The sequence below is a fragment of the Micromonospora sp. NPDC051141 genome (genome assembly GCF_044455765.1).
In the GTDB taxonomy this organism is placed as follows: domain Bacteria; phylum Actinomycetota; class Actinomycetes; order Mycobacteriales; family Micromonosporaceae; genus Micromonospora.
This window is the reverse complement of the sequence record NZ_JBITFD010000002.1, coordinates 137,977-155,528: the sequence shown is the minus strand read 5'-3', so window position 1 is coordinate 155,528 and position 17,552 is coordinate 137,977. Positions and strand designations below refer to the sequence as shown.

General features: G+C 74.1%; 15 protein-coding genes. 14 read left to right on the top strand and 1 reads right to left on the bottom strand.

Annotated elements, in window-relative coordinates; all coding sequences use genetic code 11:
* Window positions 1–138: 138 nt before the first annotated feature.
* Entirely contained in the window at window positions 139–1,050 is a 912-nt protein-coding gene (gene ppk2, locus ACIA6B_RS03205; protein ID WP_396770447.1) for a polyphosphate kinase 2, read from the top strand.
* Between the two features lie 103 nt (window positions 1,051–1,153).
* Here ppk2 and ACIA6B_RS03200 read toward each other — a convergent pair whose 3' ends face one another.
* Entirely contained in the window at window positions 1,154–3,253 is a 2,100-nt protein-coding gene (locus tag ACIA6B_RS03200; protein ID WP_396770445.1) for an NACHT domain-containing protein, read from the bottom strand.
* A gap of 257 nt (window positions 3,254–3,510) precedes the next feature.
* On the opposite strand from ACIA6B_RS03200, the gene ACIA6B_RS03195 reads away from it, so the two are divergent.
* The 13 genes from ACIA6B_RS03195 (at window position 3,511) to ACIA6B_RS03135 (ending at window position 17,411) form a co-directional block, all read left to right on the top strand.
* Window positions 3,511–4,659 carry a sensor histidine kinase gene (locus ACIA6B_RS03195; RefSeq protein ID WP_396770443.1) on the top strand — a complete coding sequence of 383 codons (1,149 nt, stop codon included), beginning with the start codon at window positions 3,511–3,513 and terminating at the stop codon, window positions 4,657–4,659.
* Window positions 4,647–5,285, top strand: a complete 639-nt coding sequence (locus ACIA6B_RS03190) for a response regulator (RefSeq protein ID WP_396770441.1) — start codon at window positions 4,647–4,649, stop codon at window positions 5,283–5,285. Before ACIA6B_RS03195 ends, ACIA6B_RS03190 begins: the two co-directional genes overlap by 13 nt.
* Window positions 5,286–5,621: 336 nt before the next feature.
* Complete coding sequence (locus ACIA6B_RS03185; protein ID WP_396771207.1) at window positions 5,622–6,944, top strand: aspartate aminotransferase family protein; 1,323 nt, start codon at window positions 5,622–5,624, stop codon at window positions 6,942–6,944.
* The gene (locus tag ACIA6B_RS03180; protein ID WP_396770439.1) at window positions 6,938–7,981 is read left to right on the top strand and encodes an NAD-dependent epimerase/dehydratase family protein; all 1,044 of its coding nucleotides are present in this window, start codon (window positions 6,938–6,940) and stop codon (window positions 7,979–7,981) included. Before ACIA6B_RS03185 ends, ACIA6B_RS03180 begins: the two co-directional genes overlap by 7 nt.
* A gap of 11 nt (window positions 7,982–7,992) precedes the next feature.
* Entirely contained in the window at window positions 7,993–8,955 is a 963-nt protein-coding gene (locus ACIA6B_RS03175; RefSeq protein WP_396770437.1) for a UbiA prenyltransferase family protein, read from the top strand.
* Between the two features lie 75 nt (window positions 8,956–9,030).
* Window positions 9,031–10,062 (top strand): glycosyltransferase family 2 protein, encoded by a 1,032-nt coding sequence (locus ACIA6B_RS03170; RefSeq protein WP_396770435.1) that lies wholly within the window; start codon window positions 9,031–9,033, stop codon window positions 10,060–10,062.
* Complete coding sequence (locus ACIA6B_RS03165) at window positions 10,059–11,402, top strand: endonuclease/exonuclease/phosphatase family protein (protein WP_396770432.1); 1,344 nt, start codon at window positions 10,059–10,061, stop codon at window positions 11,400–11,402. Before ACIA6B_RS03170 ends, ACIA6B_RS03165 begins: the two co-directional genes overlap by 4 nt.
* Entirely contained in the window at window positions 11,399–12,415 is a 1,017-nt protein-coding gene (locus ACIA6B_RS03160; RefSeq protein ID WP_396770430.1) for a glycosyltransferase family 2 protein, read from the top strand. Before ACIA6B_RS03165 ends, ACIA6B_RS03160 begins: the two co-directional genes overlap by 4 nt.
* A gap of 1 nt (window position 12,416) precedes the next feature.
* On the top strand, window positions 12,417–13,439 hold the full coding sequence (locus ACIA6B_RS03155) for a glycosyltransferase family 2 protein (protein ID WP_396770428.1): 1,023 nt from the start codon (window positions 12,417–12,419) through the stop codon (window positions 13,437–13,439).
* Window positions 13,436–14,542: an endonuclease/exonuclease/phosphatase family protein gene (locus tag ACIA6B_RS03150; protein ID WP_396770426.1), complete on the top strand. Its 1,107-nt coding sequence runs from the start codon at window positions 13,436–13,438 to the stop codon at window positions 14,540–14,542. Before ACIA6B_RS03155 ends, ACIA6B_RS03150 begins: the two co-directional genes overlap by 4 nt.
* Window positions 14,539–15,525: a hypothetical protein gene (locus ACIA6B_RS03145; RefSeq protein WP_396770424.1), complete on the top strand. Its 987-nt coding sequence runs from the start codon at window positions 14,539–14,541 to the stop codon at window positions 15,523–15,525. The genes ACIA6B_RS03150 and ACIA6B_RS03145 overlap by 4 nt, the downstream gene beginning before the upstream one ends.
* Window positions 15,522–16,532, top strand: a complete 1,011-nt coding sequence (locus ACIA6B_RS03140; protein WP_396770422.1) for a class I SAM-dependent methyltransferase — start codon at window positions 15,522–15,524, stop codon at window positions 16,530–16,532. The genes ACIA6B_RS03145 and ACIA6B_RS03140 overlap by 4 nt, the downstream gene beginning before the upstream one ends.
* A gap of 81 nt (window positions 16,533–16,613) precedes the next feature.
* The gene (locus ACIA6B_RS03135; RefSeq protein ID WP_396770420.1) at window positions 16,614–17,411 is read left to right on the top strand and encodes a methyltransferase; all 798 of its coding nucleotides are present in this window, start codon (window positions 16,614–16,616) and stop codon (window positions 17,409–17,411) included.
* Window positions 17,412–17,552: the final 141 nt, after the last annotated feature.

Sequence of the window (17,552 nt, the reverse complement as noted above, 5' to 3'; positions counted from 1 at the left end):
GGCCGCCGCCGGAAGATGCCCCTCGCACCGGGGCCGAAACCATCGCGGGTCACCGCTTCCGCCGGGCAACCTGAGCACCACCTGGGAGTTGTGGTCCGACCGCATCGAGGCGGGCGCGGCGGGGTAGGTACGACCGGTATGGCCGACACCGCGCTGCTGGACCTCGCCGCCGACTACCAGGTACACGACGGATACGACGACGACCCGGTCCTGCTGCTGCCCGACGGCAGCCCGGTGGAGACCTGGCGCGACGGCTACCCGTACGACGAGCGTCTCGACCGGGAGGAGTACGACCACCAGAAGCGGTTGCTCCAGATCGAGCTGCTCAAGTTGCAGGACTGGGTCAAGGACACCGGCGAGCGGTTGGTGATCCTCTTCGAGGGCCGCGACGCCGCCGGCAAGGGCGGCACGATCAAGCGCTTCATGGAGCATCTCAACCCGCGCGGCGCGAGCGTGGTCGCGCTGGAGAAGCCGGACGAGCGTGAGGCCGGCCAGTGGTACTTCCAGCGGTGGCTGGCGCACCTGCCGGCGGCCGGGGAGATCGTGCTGTTCGACCGGTCCTGGTACAACCGGGCCGGCGTGGAGCGGGTGATGGGCTTCTGTTCCCGCAAGGAGTACCTGGAGTTCCTGCGGCAGGCCCCGGACCTGGAACGGATGCTGGTCCGCTCCGGCATCCGCCTGGTCAAGTTCTGGTTCTCGGTGTCCCGCAACGAGCAGCGCACCCGGTTCGTCATCCGCAAGGTCGATCCGGTGCGTCAGTGGAAGCTCTCGCCGATGGATCTCGCCTCGCTCGACCGCTGGGACGACTACACCGAGGCCAAGGAGGCGATGTTCTTCTGGACCGACACCGCGGACGCGCCGTGGACGGTGGTGAAGAGCAACGACAAGAAGCGGGCCCGGCTGGAGGCGATGCGCCACGTGCTGCACCGCTTCGACTACGCCGACAAGGACGAGGCCGTGGTCGGCACGCCGGATCCGCGCATCATCGGGCCGGCCGGGCTCGACCTGGACCCGGAGGACCAGCCGGTGCCGATCTTCCCCCGCCCCTGACCCGGCTTGACCCTCGACCTGATGGAGGGCCCATCATTCGTAGCCGACGCCCGGGGACGGTGGCGCGCGAGGAGAGCGTCCGATGACAGACGGAGCCGACACGTCACGGCACAACGGCACCGGCCAGGCGACGTCGGAGCTCCTCGTGGCGGAACCGGTACACCGGACCGGCCTGGCGTAGGACGCCCCGCTGCCGGGCGTCGTCCAGGAACCGGATGGCACGCCAGGGCAGACGGCCGGTCACGGCGAGATACGGCCGGGTGAGGGTGCTCCAGGAACCCCATGCGGTACAGGTCAGGACGTGGGCCAGCCGGGCGGGTACCGCCAGGCCCGCGGCGACGAGACCGACGGTCACGCCGCCGAACGCGCCGAAGGCTCCGCCGACCCCGACGACGCAGGCCAGCGTGACGACGCCCGAGCGCAGCAGGGCACTGCGGCGACTCGACCTGAGGGACGCGTGCGGGCTGCTGACGAGTTCGGGCTCGGCGGGGACCTCGACGGAACGCAGCAGAATCACGGTAATCGCGGTCGACAGGGCGACCGCGATGGAGGGCACGGTGCCGAACGCGAAGGCGAGTGACCATCCGCCGGCCGCCAGGAGGATCACCTTCAGCGGCAGAAAGAACGCTTTCGCGAGGAAGAAGACGATCACGAAGTCGCGGACCTGGTCGCGGAGACGCCCGCGGACTCCCACGTGTGTCCGTGTGGGTGGCGCGCCCCTGGCCGGCCAGCCCGTGTAGAGGCCACCGACGAGCGCCACCACCCCGGACAGCGCCAGGCCGGGCCGGAGCACCGCGTCGCCTCGGCCGCCGAAGTGACTGAACAGCACCGTGAGCAGCGTGACGGTGAGCAGTGCCGCCAGCCCGTGCACGGCCCCGCAGCCCAGCACGCGTACGGTCCTCGGCACCTGGTCACGGAGCTGCCACCAGGCCAGGTCCCCGCTGCGGGACCCGCCGGCGTAGCGGGCGAGACCCGTCAACCACCGGCTCGCGGCCTCCGCCGTCCAACCGCCTGCGGACGGGTGGCGGTAGACGGCCGGCACGAAGGCCGCCAACAGGTGCTGGCGGACGTCGTCAGCGGTGGGAAAGCGATCCCGGTCGAGCAATTCCGCCGGATCGTGGCCGTTGTCGGAATAGCGGGCCCGGGCCAGATAGACCATGAGGGGCGTGGTCAACGCCGCGGCCAGGGTAGCGGCTGCCGGGTCGGTGCCGCGCCGGCGAAGCCGAGCGAGCACCGGACCCCACCCGCCGTGGTCGGTGTGGGTCGCCGGGGGCGACGGGCGGCTGGTGCGCGGAAGGTAGTGGTCCAGATCGGTTGCCGTCAGGCCCTGGAGTTCGATGCCTGCCGCTTCGGCCAACACGGATCCGTCGGCGACCGTCGCCGCGTACTCGGCGGCTCGCGAGGTCAGGACCAGCGGCACCGATGCGGCGAGGTTCATCTGCTCGATCGCCAGTTTGCGCAGGCGGGGCGGCACGTCGTCGAAACCGTCGAGCACCGGCCAGACGTGTCCCCCGCCGACCAGTCGCGCGGCGAGGCTGGGTCGGTCCGGGCCGGCCGACGCGGCGAGCTCAGGATGATCGTGGGCCAGTTGTTCGGCCATCCAGTCTCGCAGGGGGCCGGCGGGATCCCACGAACGGGCGTCGAGCACCACCGGCACCGCACCACCGGGACGGCGTCTGCCCAGCAGTTCGAGGGCGAGGCGGGTGACCAGCACGGTCTTGCCGGCCCCGGCCTCGCCGAGCACGACCAGTCGGCCGGACGGGATCCGGCTGTAAATCTTGGCGATGTCGGCCGAGTTCCCGGCCAGCCGCAGCGGGCCGGGATCGGCGCCGGGGCGGGCCCGGCGGATGTTGGGCCAGTGGTCGAGCAGTTCCTCCGAGGCGGGCCGGAACCGCAGCAGCAACGCGGCTGGGGCCTGCACCCGCCGTTGCTCCTCCGCCTGGACGTACCGTTCGCGGAGGGCCCGCGCCAGCCAGTCGGCCGCGTCGTCGAGGTCGTTCGGGCGCGTGGTGATCGAAGGCGGCGCTGCCGTGTCGCGAACTCCGATGGCGACGGCCGCCAGGCCGAGGACCCCGGTCGCCGTCCAGACGACCGGAGGCCACCAACCCGCCGACACCTGCACGGTGCTGGTGGCCAGGTTGCCGACCACCGCCAGCACCACCGGGACCACGGCCACCGGAATCGACCGACGCCACCCCCGCATACCGGTCCTCCATCGGTGCCGATCGTCGTGCCGCAACACCCTACAACCGACAGTCGCCGGTAGACCTTGTTCGGCGGGATCGCCCGCGGTGGGATCGGCTCGCGGCGACGGACGTCAAGTGGCGGAAGCGGTCGCTCCCCGCACCGGCCGGTCGATCCGGGCCGCCGAACGGCCTTGACCATCCGGCGCAGTGATGACCATCGTTGAGATCGACTGCCAGAATGACCGGCGTGTCATTGCGCGGTCACTCTGCGACCATGACCGGTGTCACGGGGGAGGGCCGGGCGAACCGGTTCATGCTGGTCCTACTGGCGCTGCATCGGATCACCTGCCTGGCCCCGGCGGTCGTCACCTGCGCCTACGGCGCGTACCGCAGCGCCTGGGCCAACCTCGGCCTGCTGGTCGCGGCGACGGCCTGGAACGTGGTGCTGTTCGGGGTGGCCCGGCGGCGGGGCTGGTTCCCGACGGCGCTGGTGCACCTGGACGTCCTGCTGGCCGGCACGGTGCTGGTGGCGGTCACCGCGAACCTGACGACCGACGTCGGGGCCCCGAACTGGGGCAACCTGCTGGTGCAGGCGAGCGGTTCGCTGGTGGGGGCGGCGCTGGCCCGGCCCTGGGCCGTCGCGGGCGACCTGCTGGTGCTGGTGCTCATCCAGTCGCTGGTGATCGTCGCCGTCGGCCCGGGCACGGGCCCCTCGGTGCCGGCGCTCGTGCACGCGGTCAACGGCGTGGCCTGCTTCGCGCTGGTCGCCGGCTTTGCCGTGCGCTACCTGCGGCGTACCGGACGCAACCTGGACCGGACCAACGCGCAACGGTTGGCGGCCGAGGCCGACGCCGCCGCCGACCACGCCCGCTTCGTCACCCGGCTCGCCCACCACCGGACGCTGCACGACACGGTGCTGACCACGCTGACGCTTATCGCCCGCGGCGTGGCCGACCCGGGCCGGCCCGAGGTACGCCGGCGCTGCGCCCGCGACGCGGAGGTGGTCCGCGGGCTGCTCGGCGACGGCTCCGACGTGGAGTTCGGCACGCTCGGCGAGGCGCTGCGGGACGTGGTGAGCGAGGCGTCCCTGCTCGGCCTGCGGGTCCGGTACCAGGGGGCGACCGTGCCCCCGGACGTCCCGCCCCAGGTCGTGGCCGCGCTGCGCGCGGCGGCGCAGGAGGCGCTGAACAACGTGGTCAAGCACGCCGGCGTGGAGCACGCCTGGCTGACCGTGACCGTGGCGGGCCGACTGCTGCGGGTGACCGTGGTCGACCGCGGGCGCGGCTTCCGCCCCGAGGAGGCTCCCCCGGGTTTCGGCTTCCGGCACTCGATCGTCGACCGGGTGGCCGAGGTGGGCGGTCGGACCCGGGTCTCCAGTGCGCCGGGGGCCGGGACGTGCGTGGAGCTGACGTGGACGGGCTGATCCGGGTGGCGGCCGTCGACGACGACCGGATGCTGCTGGAGGGCCTGGACGCCTGGCTGGCGGGCGTCGGCGACCTGCGGCTGGTCCGCACGGCGGCCACGGTGGAGGGCCTGCTGCGGACGCTGACCGAGCCGATCGACGTGGTCCTGCTGGATCTGGTGCTGCGCGACGGCAGCGACGCGGCGGAGAACGTGCGGCGGCTGGTGACGTCCGGCCGCCGGGTGCTGGTGCTCAGCGTCTGGGCCCGCCCCGACCAGGTGGTGGCCACGTTCGCCGCCGGGTGCAGCGGGTACGTGACGAAGGACCACGACCTGGGGGCCCTGGCCACCGCGGTCCGGGACGTGGCGGCGGGGCGGCCCGCGTTCTCGTCGGAACTGGCGTTCGCCTGCCTGGGCGACGCCCGGCCGACCCGCCCCCGGCTGTCCCCCCGCGAGCGCGGGGTGCTGCTCGCGTACGCCTCCGGCATGACCCTCACGGCCACCGCCCGGCACCTGGGCATCAAGCCGGAGACCGCCCGCACCTACCTGGACCGGGTCAAGGCCAAGTACCACGATCTCGGTCGGCCCAGCCGCACGAAGCTCGACCTCGCCGACCGGGTCCGGGAGGACCGCCTCCAGGCCGGTTGAGACGGCGCCGGCACCCCACGAACGTCCACCCGCCGTCCTCGTGGACGTCCGCTGTCCCCCGCCCGGGGGACAGCGGACGGGTCGGTCCGTCCCCCGAACATCCGGCATGACGAGATCGACACACGTCGCTAGCTTGAGATCGCACAGCGTCGCCACACCGTCACCCGAGGGCTCGGGGGGACCCGGTCCCGTCGACGCTGACACTCCCCCACCGGTCGTCCGAGGAAAGGCCACCGCATGCCCCACCTGATCGGTATCGACGAGGCGGAACAGCTCGGCACGAAGCAGGTGCACCAGCTGTACCGCGACCATGTCAGTCGCAGCCAGGTCTCCCTGATGACGACGTTCGGCTTCGGCCGGGAACTGGTGGACCACGCCGAAGGGGTGTGGATCCACCTCCGGGACGGCCGCCGGGTGCTGGACTTCTCCGGTGGCGTCGGCGTGCTGAACCACGGGCACAACCATCCGCGCATCCTGGCCGCCCGGCGGCGCTTCGCCGAGGCCCGGCGGATGGAGGTGCACAAGGCGTTCTTCTCGCCGTACACGGCGGCGCTGAGCCACAACCTGGCCGCCCTGCTCCCCGGCGACCTCTCCGTCTCGTACTTCCCGAACTCGGGCGCGGAGGCGAACGAGGGCGCGGTGAAGATGGCCTACAAGTACCACGGCGGACGGCGCAACACGGTGCTGCGCGCCGACATCAGTTTCCACGGCAAGACCCTCGGCGCGGGCAGTCTCACCGGCTCGTCGGAGAACGCGTTCCGCTTCCCCGGCCTGCCCGGCATCGTCGTCTACCCGTACGGCGACCTGGCCGCCGTCCGCGCGGCCGTCGACGCGGCACGCGCCCCGGACGGCGGCTGCGACGTGTACGCCATCCTGGTCGAACCGTTCAGCGCCTCCACGATGCGCCGGTGGGGCGACGACGACCTGCTGGCCCTGCAACGGCTCTGCCGGGAGCGGGACATCATCATGATTTTCGACGAGGTCTACACCGGGTGGGGCAAGACCGGCAGCCTGTTCAACTTCATGCGCTGCGAGGGGCTGCTGCCGGACATCCTCACGTACTCCAAGTCGCTCGGTGGCGGCAAGGCCTCGATCGCCGGCTACACGGCCCGCGAGCCGGTGTTCCGCCGGGCGTACGACCGGCTGACCGACGTCATCCTGCACAGCACGACCTACTACGGCTTCGGCGAGGAGACCGCCACCGCCCTGGAGGCCGTCGCGGTGGTGGTCGAGGACGACTACCCCGCCCGGGCCCGGATGCTGGGAGCCGTGCTGCAACCCGGCCTCGACCGGATCGCCAAGGCGTACCCCGAGGTGGTCGGCCGGGTCGACGGCGCCGGCGCGCTGTGGGGCGTCTTCCTCGGCGGTGGTCCCGGCCTGCTCGACCTGGCCGGCCGGCTGATGCCCGGCTTCACCCACGACCCGCAGTTCCGCACCAAGCTCATCACCCTCTCGGTGATCGCGCACCTGTTCCGCGAGCACGGGATCATGACCTACTACAGCCCCAACGCCGACAATCCGCTGATGGTCGCGCCGAGCCTGGTGGCCGGCTCGGAGGACGTGGAGCACTTCCTCACCGCCCTGGACGCGACGCTGTCCCGGGGGCTGCCCCGGCTGCTGACCGCCTTCGTCCGGGAGCGGGTGACGTCGCGATGGTGACCAGCGGCCACGTCGTGGTGACCGGGGCCAGCGGGATGCTCGGCTCGCACCTGGTCCGCCGGCTGCTCGCCGAGGGACACCGGGTGCACGGGCTGGACCTGCTGCCCGCCGCGCACACCCACCCGGAGCTGGCCCACAGCCAGGGCGACGTCCGCGACGCCGCGTTGCTGGCGCGGGTGTTCGCCGACGCGTCCGCCGTCGTGCACTGCGCCGCCGCGCTGCCCAGCTACCCGGCCGAGATGATCCGGTCGATCATCGTGGACGGCACGCACGCGGTGCTCGGCGCCGCCCGCCGGGTGCAGGTCCCCCGGGTCGTGCACATCTCCTCCACCGCCGTCTACGGCCTGCCCCGGCTGGTGCCCACCCCCGAGGACCACCCGCGGGAGCCGGTCGACCCGTACACCCGGGCGAAGGTCGAGGCGGAACTCCTCGTGGAGCGGTTCCGCGCGGACGGGCTCTGCGTGCCGGTGCTGCGACCCAAGACGTTCCTCGGGCCGGGCCGGATGGGCCTGTTCGCGATGCTCTTCGAATGGGCCGAGGAGGGCCGGAACTTCCCGGTGCTCGGTCGCGGCGACGTGCGGGTGCAGATGTTCGCCGTCGAGGACCTCGTCGACGCCGTGCTGACCGTGCTGGCCGCCCCGGAAGACGTCGCCGGGGACACGTACAACCTGGGCGCGGCCGAGTTCGGCACGCTGCGCGAAGACTTCCAGGCGGTGCTCGACGCCGCCGGGCACGGCCGGCGGGTGGTCGGGCTGCCGGCCGCGCCGACGCTCGCGGCACTGCGGGCGTTGGAGCGCAGCGGCCTCTCCCCGGTGTACGGGCGGCTGCTGTACAAGCTGCGCGCGGACTCCTACGTGAGCATCGACAAGGCCCGCGACCGGCTCGGCTTCACGCCCCGCCTCGCCAACCGGGACGCGATCCTCGCCACCTACCGGTGGTGGCGGGCGAACCGGGGCGCGACGGCGACCGGGGCCGGCCGGACCAGCCGGGAACCCTGGCGACAGGGCGCCCTCTCGCTCGCGAAGATCTTCTTCTAGGGCGCCGGCCGATGCCTCTCCTCGACTCCGCTCCCGCCGCCGTACCGGCCGTGGAGCCGCCCGCCACCCGCCGCCACCGACTGGTCGTCGACCTGGTCCGCCTGATCCGACCCGGCCACTGGGTGAAGAGCCTGCTGGTCGTCCCGCTCCCCCTGCTGGACCCGCTGTCCTGGCACCTGGCCGGGCTGACCCGACTGGGCTGGTCCGTCGTCGCGTTCGTGCTCGCCGCCTCGGCCGTGTACGTGGGCAACGACGTCGTCGACCGGCACCGGGACGGACTCCACCCGGTGAAGCGGCACCGGCCGGTGGCGTCCGGCCGGGTGCCGGTGCCGCTGGCGTACGCCTGCGCCGTCGTGCTCCTGCTCGGCCTCGCGCTGCTGCTGGCCGCCGGCCCGGTCGGACCGGCCTGGCCGGTGTTGACCTACCTCGTGCTCAACGTCTGGTACAGCCGCGGCCTGAAGCACGTTCCGCTGGTCGAGGCCGGGGTGGTCGCGACCGGGTTCGTGCTGCGCGCCGTGCAGGGCTACCTGGCCGTCGGCGCGGACGTGTCGGCCTGGCTGCTGGTCACCGTGTTCGCCGGCTGCCTGCTGCTGATCGTCGGCAAGCGCCGTCAGGAACTGCTGGACGCGGGGGTGGCCCACCGGCCCGCCCTGCGCGGCTGGTCGGTGGAGCTGGCCGGGCACCTGCTCCAGCTCAACGGGCTCCTGGCGGTCACCGCCGGGCTGGTCTGGCTGGGCACCGAAGCGCCGTTCGGCCGGTACGGGGACGCCGCGATGCTGCTGTCCACCCCGTTCGTCCTCTACCTGATGTCGCGGTACCTGCAACTGGCGCTGGTCCGGCGGGCCGGCGGCGACCCGGTCCGGCTGCTGTCGCGGGACCGGGCGGTGCTCGCCGCCGCCGTGCTCTGGGCGGCCTGCCTGGGCGCGCTCTACGCCGCCATCCGGTTCCCGGCGCTCGTCGCCGCCCTGTCCTGAAGCCGCGCCCGCCCTCGCCCGCGCCCCGCACTCGCCTGCGCCCCGCACTCGCCCGTGCCCTCGTCAAGGAGAGCCATGACCGCACACACCCCGACCGTCTCCGTCGTCGTCCCCAACTACAACCACGCCGACTCGCTGCCGCTGACGCTGCCGGCGCTGCTGGCCCAGACCCATCCCGCCACCGAGATCATCTTCGTGGACGACCGGAGCACCGACGACTCGGTGGCGGTGGCCGAGTCGCTCGGCGTGCCGGTGGTCCACACGCCGCACAACGGCGGCCCCGCCCTGGCCCGCAACATCGGCGCCGCCCGGGCCCGCGGCGACGTCCTGCTCTTCGTCGACTCCGACGTGGAACTGCCGCCGGACACGGTGACCCGGGCGGTGCGGCTGCTCGCCGCCGACCCGCGGGCCGGCGCGATCTGCGGCATCCTCGACGAGGTCCCGCTGGTCCGGGACAGCCTCGTCCAGGAGTGCCGGTGCCTCCAGGCGCACTGGTGGCGGATCAGTTCGCTGGGCGACGTCAGCTTCCTGTTCACCGCCATCTGCGCCATGCCGGCCCGGGTGTTCGCCGAGATCGGCCCGTTCCACGAGGGGCTGCGCCAGACCGAGGAGGTCGAGTACGGCGAGCGGCTCACCGGCCGGTACCCGATCCGGCTCACCGACGCGCTGCACGGCCGGCACCGCGACGACGACCGGCTCGGACCGATGCTGCGCAAGGTGTTCCACCGCAGCCGGCTGCGGATGCCGCTGTACGCGTACCGGCGTCGTGCCGCGCAGGGCTTCGAGACCGCGTCCCGGATGTGGGCCGCCGTCAGCGCCCTGCTCGGCACGCTCGCGCTGCCGTTGCCGCTGCTGGCCGGCGCGCTCGGAGCGCTGCCGTCAGTGGCCGCCCTCCTGCTCTTCCTGGCGTGCGACGCCGGCATGTACCGGTTCGTCGCCCGTCGGCGCGGACCGGCGTTGCTCGTCGCGTTCGTCGGGGTGCAGTGGCTGATCAACCTGGCGATCGCCGCCGGCGCTGCCGCCGGCGCGGCGCAGTGGCTCTGCTCCCGTTCCTTCCGGCGCCTCTACGAGGGCGGCCCACGCCCCACCGCGCAGGTGCCCGCATGAGCGAGCGCACCGAGCGCAGCGAGGGCCGCGAGCGCACGCCCAACCGGCACAGCATGAGCGAGCGCACCGAGCGCAGCGAGGGCCGCGAGCGCATGCCCAGCCAGCCCCGCATGAGCGAGCGCACCGAGCGCAGCGAGGGCCGCGAGCGCATGCCCAGCCAGCACAGCATGAGCGAGCGCACCGAGCGCAGCGAGGGCCGCGAGCCCAGCGAAAGCCGCGAGCCCAGCGAGGGCCGCGAGCGCACGCCCGGCCGGCGGCGGTGGTGTGCGGCCACCCGGCTGCTCTGGGCGGCGGCGCTCGGCTGGGCGGTGTTCACCGGGCTGCACCGCGCGTTGAGCGGGCGCTGGTGGTTCTGGCTGCTGCCGGACCTGCTGCCGCCGGTGGCGTACCTGCTGGTGCCGGTGGCGCTGGCGGCGGTGGTGCCGGCGGCCCGGGCGCTGCGCCGGCCGCTGCCCGCCCGGGCGGCGGCGGTGGTGCTGGCGGCGGCGGTCACCGCGCTGACGGTCGGCCTGCCCGACACGGGCCTCAACCGGTACGCGTGGGCGTCCCGTCCCGCCCCGCCGTCGGGCGCGCTGACGGTGCTGGCCTGGAACACCGGCTACTGGGACCAGCACGACGATCCGGAGGCGTTCCTGCGGTTCCTGGTCGACCGGCGGGCCGACGTCTACCTGTTGCAGGAGCATCTCTACTGGGACGACGCGGCCGGGCTGGCCGGCGCCCGGCCCGCCCCCGACCCGGAGCGGCTGCGTCGGGCGTTCCCCGGCTACACCGTCGTCGCCCGTGGCGAGCTGCTCACCCTGTCCCGGTTCCCGGTGGTGGCCCGGCCGGCGGTCGGTCCGGACGCGGGCCTCGCGGCCGACCCGGGCGCCGACTTCGGGCGGGTCTTCGCCGCCGCCAAGGTGCTCCGCGCCGACCTGCTGGTGGGCGGCCGGGTGCTGTCCACGTACAACGTGCACCTGCCGGTGCAGGTGAACCTCGCGCCGAGGCGGTTCCTGGGCTACGTGCGGGAACGTGACCGGGCCCGGCGGGCGCAACTCGCCGGGCTGCGGGCCGATCTCGCGGCCAACCCCGGGCCGGTGCTGGTCGCCGGCGACTTCAACACGACGGCCGCGATGGGCGACCTGCGCCCGTTGCGGGACCGGCTGCGCGACGCCGCGGACGCCAACGCCGACGTGTACCCGGCGAGCTGGCCCGCCGGTCGGCTGCCGGCGGCCTGGCGGCTGGACTGGACGCTGACCTCCCGGACGGTACGCGTGCACCGGTACACGCTGGACGATCCGCGCGGGTTGTCCGACCACCGCGCCCAGACCGCCGTGGTGACGCTCGGGGAGGGGTCGTGAGCCGTACGCCGACCGTCTCGGTCGTGATCCCGGTCTGGAACGCCGCGAAGACGCTGCGCCACTGCCTGGACGCGGTGGCGGCACAGACCCACCCGCCGGTGGAGGTGCTCGTCGTCGACGACGGCAGCACCGACGGGTCGGCGGCGGTGGCCACGGCCGCCGGGGTGCGGGTGCTGGTGCAGCCGGTCAACGGCGGGGTCTCCGCGGCCCGCAACGCCGGGGTGGTGGCCAGCCGTGGCGAGGTGGTCTTCTTCGTCGACTCCGACGTCGCGCTGGCCCCGGACGCGATCGCCAACGCGCTGGCGGTGCTGGCCGCCGACCCCGACTGCGGCTGCGTCTACGGCGTCTACGCCCCGGAGCCGCTGATCGACGACGGGCCGGTCGAGCGGTACCGGGTGCTGCACCTGCACTCCGCGCTGACCCGGGCGGTCGGCCCGGTCGACACCGCCGTCTTCGCGCTCGCCGCGGTGCCCCGTGCCGTGCTGCGCGATCTCGGTCCGTTCGACGAGAACCTGCGCAGCGCCGAGGACGACGAGTACAGCGAGCGGTTGCTCACCCGCTACCGGATCCGGCTCACCGACACCGTCGTCGGTCGGCACGACGAGGCGGACCGGCTGCTGCCGCTGCTGGCCGAGCAGTACCGGCGGGCCCAACTGCTCCGCTGGTCGCTGCGCAACCGCTACCGCCGGCGCGGTCTGGCGCTGAACCGCAGCCTCGGTGTGCTGGCCGCCGGGCTGGCCGTGCTCACGCTGCCGGCGGCGCTGCTCGGCCCGTACGGGGCCGGCGTGCCGGCGCTCTGCCTGGCGGTCTTCGCCGCCGCCGACCCGCCGCTGGTGGGGGCGCTGCGCCGGGGCGGCGGGGCGTTCCTGGTCCGTGCCCTCGGCATCCACCTGCTGGTGAACGTCGCGCTGATCACCGGTGCCGCGGTCGGCCTGGTCCGGTCCCTGGTGGACCCGTCGTTCGGCCCGTCGTCGCGTACCGCCCTCCGTCCCCTCGACTCGAAAGGTTGGTGAGGTGGTGGCCGTCTCCGCGCCCCTCGTCTCGGTCATCGTGCCCAACTACAACTACGCCCGCACGCTGCGGCTCTGCCTGGCGGCGCTGCGCCGGCAGACCCACCGGCCGGTGGAGGTGATCGTGGTCGACGACGGCAGCACCGACGACTCGGTGGCGGTCGCCGAGTCCTTCCCGGAGGTGCGGGTGCTGCGTACGCCGGTCAACAGCGGGCCCTCGGTGGCGCGCAACCTCGGCGCGGAGGCCGCCACCGGGGAGGTGCTGATGTTCGTCGACTCGGACGTGGCGCTGGCCCCGGACGCGGTGGCCGTCGCGGTGGCGATCCTGCGCGACGAGCCCGGCGTCGGCGCCGTCTGCGGCAACTACGACACCGTCCCGTTGATCGACGGCACCTTCACCAAGGACTACCGCAACCTGTACCGGCACTGGTACTTCCGCGTCGCCGAGGGCAGCATCACCGGTTTCCTGTCGACCGCGATCCTGGCCGTGCCGACCAGGGTCTGGGCGCAGGTGGGTCCGTTCAACCCCCGGCTGACCCAGAGCGAGGGCGCGGACGTCAGCGAACGGCTCACCGACCGGTACGAGGTGCGGATGACCAGCCGGGTCATCGGCCGGCACGACGACGACGCGACGCTGCGGATCGCGCTGGGCAAGGTGTTCACCCGGACCCGCGTGCACATCCCGTTCTTCCTGCACCGGCGGCGGGTGGTGGGGGTGGTGACCTCCGCCGAGTCCGGCACCGGGCTGGCGTCCTGGCTGGCCGCCGCCACCACGCCGCTGCCGCTGCTGGCCGGTCCGGGGTGGGCCGTGGCGCCGCTGCTGCTGCTGGCGCTCTGGCTGCTCAGCGACGCCCGGATGTACCGCTACGTGCGCGCCGTCCGGGGCCTGGGCTACGCGCTGCGCTTCGCCGGCCTGCACCTGCTGGTCAGCCTCACCATCGGGGTGGGCGTGGCGGTCGGACTGGGGCAGTGGCTGCTCTCCCGCCGCTTCCGCCGCCTCTACGAGCAGCCGGCGGTGGTCGCGTGACCGCCGTACGGACACCACCGCGCACCACACCGGCGGCCCGCCGGACGGGTCGGGTCGGCCGGCGACCCGGCGCCCGCGCCGGCGCGGTGCTCACCGGTCTGGGCGCGGCGTGGCTGCTCCTGGTGGTGGCGCACCGGCTGCTCAGCGGCCGGTGGTGGCTGTGGCTGGCGCCGGAGCTGATCCCGCCGCTGGCGTTCGTCGCCGTACCGGCGCTGCTGCTCGGGGCGGTGCCGCTGGCCGGGCGGTTCCGGGCCCGGCTGGCGCTGCTCGCGGTGGCCGGGCTACTGCTCGGCGCGGACCTGGCCGGGCTGAACCCGGCGGTGTGGCGCACCCCGCCGCCGGCGCCGGCGGACGCGCTGCGCCTGGTCTCCTGGAACACGACGGTGTGGAACGCCACCGACGACGCCGACGCGTTCTACGCCTCGCTGACCGCCCGGCACGCCGACGTCTACCTCCTCCAGGAGTACAAACCCGACGACGACCCGGCCCGCCGCGACGCCGACCTGGTCCGGCTGCGCCGCGAGTTCCCCGGCTACCAGGTGGTGCTGCGCGGGGAACTGGTCACCGTGACCCGGTTCCCGGTCGTCGCGACGACCGCGTTGCCGGCCGACCCGCCGCCCGGCGCGGACTGGCGCACCGACTACTGGGAGGTCAAGTCGCTCCGCACCGACCTGCGGGTGGGCGGTCGCACGGTGTCGGTCTACAACACCCACATCCTGGTGCCGCTGGACCTGAGCAGCCCGCTGCGCGAGCTGTTCTACGACCGCCGGCACGAGTTTTTCCAACGGCGGGAGACGCAGTACCGGGCGCTCGCCGCCGACCTGGACCGCAACCCGAACCCGGTGCTGGTCGCCGGCGATCTCAACACCAGCCCGGCCATGGGCGACCTGGGGCGGCTCCGCGACCGGCTCACCGACGCGGCCCGGGCCAGCGGGTCGGCGTACCCGACGTCGTGGACGATCGCCGGCCGGCGCTGGTGGCGGCTGGACTGGACGTTCGTCTCCTCCGGATGGACCGTGCACCGCTACCGGCTGCACGACGCCCGGGGCATGTCCGACCACCGGGTGCAGGACGTCGTGCTCTCCCTCGGCGGGTCCCGGTGAGCCGGGCGCGGGTGTGGGCCGCGCTGCGCGTGCTCGGGTACGCCGCCGTGCTGGCCTTCCTCGGCTGGCAGGTGTGGCGGGTACGGCACGGGATGGCGGACAGCCTGCGGACGGTCGGCTGGGGCGCGGCGCTGACCGCCGGGGCCCTCGCCGCGGTCGGCGGGGTGCCCGGCTTCGTCGGCTGGCGGGTCCTGCTGGCCGGGCTGGGCACGAAACTGTCGCTGCGCGACGCCACCCGGGTCTACTTCCTCGCCGGGCTGACCCGTTACCTGCCGGGCGGGGTGTGGCCGACGGTGGCGCACGCCGCGATGGCCCGGCCGCTGCGTCAGCCACCGGCCCGGCTCGCCGCCGCGTTCCTCGCCAGCCAGGGACTCGCGGCGGTGTCCGGGGTGCTCGTCGGCGTCCTCGCGCTGCCCTGGCTGGTCGGGCAGAGCCGGTGGTGGTGGCTACTGCTGCCGGCCTGCGTGGCCGCCGCCGCGCCGGTGCTCGCCCCGGGCCTGCTCGGCCGGCTGCTGGCCGCCGCCGCGCGGCTGCTGCGCCGGGGCGACACCGGGCCGCTGCTGCCCGGCCGCCCGACGCTGCTGGGCGCCACCGGGCTGATGGTGCTCGGCTGGCTGATCAGCGGCCTGCACATCACCGTGCTGGCGGTCGCCCTCGGCGCCGCGCCGGGCCCGGCGCTGCCGCTGGGCGTCGGCGGTTTCGCGCTCTCCGTGGTCGCCGGACTCTGCGCCGTGGTGCTGCCGACCGGGCTCGGCGTACGCGAGGTCGCGCTCGCGCTCACCGTCGCCACCCTGGTCGGCGGCCCCGACCTGGTGACCCTCGTCGCGTTGAGCCGGGTGCTGCTGACCGTCGGCGACATCGGCTCGACGGTCGTCGTGCTGGCCCTGCTGGCCGTCACCGGCCGTCGCCCGGGCGGTCCGCCGCACGCCGCCGCCTCGTCCCGTTCCGCCCCTGCCGACCGTCTCGAAGGAGTCTCCTCATGACCACCACCGACCTGCCGTCCGCCGTGTCCCCCGTCACCGGCGGCGGGCTGCGCGGCGGTCTCCGCCGGCTGCGCAGCGCCGTGCGTACCGCCTCCGGGGTGGAGGTGCTCTCCGCCCTGCCGTTCCTCGCCGGCCCGCTGGCGCGGCTGGAGCGCCGCCCCCTGCTGCACGGGCTGGTGCTCTCCGCGTTCGGGCTGCGTCGGCCGATCTTCGTGGACTTCCCGGTGAGCCCGGAGCCGCGCTTCGGCTACGGCCGACCCGACCACCCGGGCCTCACCGAGCTGCTCGACCGGCGGCGGGACGCGTACGCCGACACGCTCCGGCGGTTCCTCGGTCACGCCGACCGGCTCGCCGCCGTTCCGCTGCACGGCGACCTCGACTCGGGCGAGCCGTACTGGCGCAACGGCTGGCTGCCGCCGCTGGACGCGCTGGCGCTCTACGGTTTCCTGGTCGAGCGCGAACCGGCGCGGTACGTCGAGATCGGCTCCGGCAACTCGACGAAGTTCGCCCGCCGGGCGGTCCGCGACCACGGTCTGCGTACCCGGATCACCTCGATCGACCCGGCGCCCCGGGCCAGCGTCGACGTGCTCTGCGACGACGTGGTCCGGGCCCCGCTGGAGCGGGCCGACCTGAGCCTCTTCGACGAGTTGGACGCGGGTGACGTGGTCTTCTTCGACGGGTCGCACCGCAGCTTCATGGGCTCGGACGTCACGGTCTTCTTCTTCGAGGTGCTGCCCCGGCTGCGGCCCGGCGTGCTGGTGCAGGTGCACGACATCATGCTGCCTCGCGACTACCCGCCGCAGTGGCGCCACCGGCACTACAACGAGCAGTACCTGCTGGCCGCGTTCCTGCTGGCCGCGCCGGAGCGCTGGGAGATCGAGCTGCCCAACGCGTTCGTGGCCGGCGACCCGGAACTGCGCGAGGTGGCGGCCCCGCTGTGGCGGCGTCTCGGGCTGACCGAGCACTTCCTGCCCGCGTCGTTCTGGCTGCGTCCGCGGGCGGACTGAGCGGCCGAGTCGCGGGCGGCGGTGTCCGGCGTCGGCCCGTGTCGCGCTGACACCGGGCCCGGCCGGCGGGAGGATGGGGGCATGGGTTCCCCGGATCACCGCTATCTGCTCGACAACGCCCGGGTCGAGGCGGGTGAGCGGTTCACCTGGCTGGCCGAGTTGTTCGACGGGGTCACGCGTGGGCACTTCGACCGGCTCGGGGTGGGGCCGGGCTGGCGCTGCTGGGAGGTCGGCGCCGGCGGCCCCAGCATCCCCGAGGCGCTGGCCACGGCCGTCGGGCCGACCGGTCACGTGCTGGCCACGGACCTCGATCCGGCCTGGTTGGACCCGCACGGCCGGTACGAGGTGCGCCGGCACGACGTCGTCGCGGACCCGACGCCGCAGCCCGGCACGTTCGACCTGGTGCACGCGCGGCTCGTGCTCGTCCACCTGCCCGACCGGGCCCGGGCGCTGGCGACGATGACGGCGGCGCTGCGGCCCGGCGGATGGCTGGTGGTGGAGGACGCCGACACCGAGTTGCAGCCACTGGCCTGCCTCGACGAGATCGGCCCGGCGCAGCGGCGCGCCAACCGGCTGCGCCGGGCCGTCCGGGAGCTGCTGGCCCGCCGCGGCGCCGATCTGCGCTTCGGCCGTACGCTGCCGCGGGCGTTGCGGGCGGCGGGTCTGGTCGAGGTGACGGCCGCCGGTTGCTTCCCGGTCGGCGGCGTGGCCTGCGACCGGCTGGAGGCCGCGACGGTGCGCATGGTCCGTGGCGAGCTGCTCGCCGCGAAGCTGGCCGACGACGTCGAGATCGACGCCCACCTGAGCGCCGTCGAGGCCGGTGAACTCGACCTCACCCTCGCGCCGCTGATCTCGGCGTGGGGACGCCGCCCCGGCTGAGCGGTCGGCGCACGAGTCCCGACAGTCGGGCATCATATTGACACCTATCGCTGCCACTGTGACAGTGACCGCATCCCGTTCCCGCCCGCGCGCATCTGGATGACCCAGGTCGGTCGAGGCGCGAGCGGCCAACCGCCACCG

Excerpts from the sequence above, each read along its gene's own strand:
- ppk2 (WP_396770447.1), top strand. The coding sequence starts at position 139 with ATGGCCGACACCGCGCTGCTGGACCTCGCCGCCGACTACCAGGTACAC.
- ACIA6B_RS03200 (WP_396770445.1), bottom strand. The coding sequence starts at position 3,253 with ATGCGGGGGTGGCGTCGGTCGATTCCGGTGGCCGTGGTCCCGGTGGTG.
- ACIA6B_RS03195 (WP_396770443.1), top strand. The coding sequence starts at position 3,511 with ATGACCGGTGTCACGGGGGAGGGCCGGGCGAACCGGTTCATGCTGGTC.
- ACIA6B_RS03185 (WP_396771207.1), top strand. The coding sequence starts at position 5,622 with ATGACGACGTTCGGCTTCGGCCGGGAACTGGTGGACCACGCCGAAGGG.
- ACIA6B_RS03180 (WP_396770439.1), top strand. The coding sequence starts at position 6,938 with ATGGTGACCAGCGGCCACGTCGTGGTGACCGGGGCCAGCGGGATGCTC.
- ACIA6B_RS03175 (WP_396770437.1), top strand. The coding sequence starts at position 7,993 with ATGCCTCTCCTCGACTCCGCTCCCGCCGCCGTACCGGCCGTGGAGCCG.
- ACIA6B_RS03170 (WP_396770435.1), top strand. The coding sequence starts at position 9,031 with ATGACCGCACACACCCCGACCGTCTCCGTCGTCGTCCCCAACTACAAC.
- ACIA6B_RS03165 (WP_396770432.1), top strand. The coding sequence starts at position 10,059 with ATGAGCGAGCGCACCGAGCGCAGCGAGGGCCGCGAGCGCACGCCCAAC.
- ACIA6B_RS03140 (WP_396770422.1), top strand. The coding sequence starts at position 15,522 with ATGACCACCACCGACCTGCCGTCCGCCGTGTCCCCCGTCACCGGCGGC.
- ACIA6B_RS03135 (WP_396770420.1), top strand. The coding sequence starts at position 16,614 with ATGGGTTCCCCGGATCACCGCTATCTGCTCGACAACGCCCGGGTCGAG.